Source organism: Endozoicomonas arenosclerae, assembly GCF_001562015.1.
Classification (GTDB): domain Bacteria; phylum Pseudomonadota; class Gammaproteobacteria; order Pseudomonadales; family Endozoicomonadaceae; genus Endozoicomonas_A; species Endozoicomonas_A arenosclerae.
In genome coordinates this window covers 1-2,199 of the sequence record NZ_LASA01000220.1, presented here as the reverse complement: position 1 = coordinate 2,199, position 2,199 = coordinate 1, and the positions used below count along the sequence as shown (strand labels likewise).

Sequence of the window (2,199 nt, the reverse complement as noted above, 5' to 3'; positions counted from 1 at the left end):
GAACGGTATTTGAAGTGGCTGAGGGTTAGCTCAATCCAACGGTAACATTCGTCCTTGGAGTCCCAGCCGGGCTCCAGACAGTCTGCTTGTGAAAGGAGGCTTCTTACATCCTCCAGGGTTTTGATGAAATGGGTGTTCATGATGATTTTCATATCCTCATCATGAACGACAGTGCTGAAGTCGGCTCATTTCATGTTAGAAACCAGCCCCTTCTTCAGGCTCATTTCATATTGGAAGAGACTTTCCCGGTACGATTTTCCCGATAAGTGTTAAACTATCTAGATTCTATGGCCGCTTACACATTCTTTGTGGGCGCTTCTGCCAGTTTTTTTGTCGAAGCAACTCGATAACGTATTCCGGAGGAATCAAGTTAATGGGCCGACGCCATAAAACCCACGCTGTTCAGGTAGGACACATTACCATTGGTGGCGATGCCCCTGTAGTGGTCCAATCCATGACGGATACGGATACTGCTGATGTAGAGCGTACGGTTGAGCAGATCAAGCTTCTGGCAGACGCTGGCTCTGAAATCGTCCGAGTGACGGTCAATACCGAAGAAGCGGCTGCAGCAGTACCGGCAATCTATGAAAAGCTGACCCAACAGGGCTATAACGTCCCCATTGTGGGCGACTTTCACTACAACGGTCACACTTTGCTGACCAAGTATGATGAAACCGCTCGCCTGCTGCACAAGTATCGCATCAATCCCGGTAATGTTGGCTTTGGTAACAAGAAGGATGACCGCTTCAACACCATGATTGATGTGGCCATCAAATACGACAAGCCGATTCGTATCGGAGTGAACTGGGGCAGTCTCGATAAAGAACTGTCCACTCGCCTGATGGATGAGAACGCTCGTTCTGAAAAACCAAAACCTTCTCAGGAAGTTTTGCATGAAGCCCTGGTCATTTCAGCTCTCACCAGTGCTGACGCTGCTGTTGAAAGAGGACTGGGGGCTAACAAAATTGTTATTTCCTGCAAGGTCTCCCGTGTTCAGGATCTGATCAGCGTCTACGAGATGCTCTCAGAACGTTGCGAATATGCACTCCACCTGGGCCTCACTGAAGCGGGTATGGGCAGCAAGGGGATTGTTTCCTCCAGCATTGCCATGGGTGTTCTGCTTCAGCAAGGAATTGGTAACACCATCAGAACTTCTCTGACACCAGAGCCAAACGGCAGCCGCGACCGTGAAGTGATTGTTTCCCAGCAAATTCTTCAGGCACTGAGTGTTCGCAGCTTTTCTCCGGAAGTGACAGCCTGTCCAGGCTGTGGCCGAACCACCAGCACTTTCTTCAGGGTTTTAACGGATGAAGTTGACGCTTTCCTGAGAGCCAAGATGGTGACCTGGCGCAACAAGTTTGTTGGCGTTGAAGATATGAAAGTGGCTGTTATGGGTTGTGTGGTCAACGGCCCTGGTGAAAGTAAGCACGCCAATATTGGTATCAGCTTGCCCGGAACCGGCGAAGCACCTTCGGCACCTGTTTTTGTAGATGGGGAGAAGGTCACTACTCTGAAAGGTGGCAATATCACCGAAGAGTACAAGGAAATGATCGAGGAATATGTTCATAAAACATACTCTCCCCGAGAAGACCTGATTACCAGCCAATAATGTCACTATCCTTTTAAAAAAGCCCGGTTCTCCGGGCTTTTTTGACTGAAAAAACATTCCTACATCAGAAACCAGTAAGCTTTGAGTTCAAGGCAAAAGCTTCCTCAAGCAACCTTTTAAAAAATCTTTATACATCACCCAGTCGCCCAAAAAGCTATAAAGCGGGTATTTGAACGTTGCAGGTCTATTCTTCTCAAAAATAAAGTGTCCGATCCAGGCAAAACCGTAACCAACCACGGGCAGGGCTAACAATAAAAGGTAGTTAGAGGTTGCCAGAGCCAGCACTAATAAAAACAGCACCAGAGTGCTGCCAATATAGTGCAGAGCCCTGCAGACAGCATTGTCATAGTCTCTTCCAATATGAAATGAGCCTGAAGAAGGGGCTGGTTTCTAACATGAAATGAGCCGACTTCAGCACTGTCGTTCATGATGAGGATATGAAAATCATCATGAACACCCATTTCATCAAAACCCTGGAGGATGTAAGAAGCCTCCTTTCACAAGCAGACTGTCTGGAGCCCGGCTGGGACTCCAAGGACGAATGTTACCGTTGGATTGAGCTAACCCTCAGCCACTTCAAATACCGTTCC

General features: G+C 48.0%; 2 protein-coding genes. One reads left to right on the top strand and one right to left on the bottom strand.

From position 1 onward, the window contains the following. The first annotated feature begins 373 nt into the window (after positions 1-373). Positions 374-1,609 (top strand): flavodoxin-dependent (E)-4-hydroxy-3-methylbut-2-enyl-diphosphate synthase, encoded by a 1,236-nt coding sequence (gene ispG, locus WG89_RS27780; protein ID WP_062270941.1) that lies wholly within the window; start codon positions 374-376, stop codon positions 1,607-1,609. A gap of 87 nt (positions 1,610-1,696) precedes the next feature. Here the strand turns inward: ispG and WG89_RS29845 are convergent, their stop codons facing one another. Then, on the bottom strand, positions 1,697-1,969 hold the full coding sequence (locus tag WG89_RS29845; RefSeq protein WP_079254099.1) for an Mpo1-like protein: 273 nt from the start codon (positions 1,967-1,969) through the stop codon (positions 1,697-1,699). Between the last annotated feature and the right edge of the window lie 230 nt (positions 1,970-2,199).

What these genes read in the sequence shown, in the direction of transcription:
- ispG (WP_062270941.1), top strand. Translation starts at nt 374, where the DNA reads ATGGGCCGACGCCATAAAACCCACGCTGTTCAGGTAGGACACATTACC.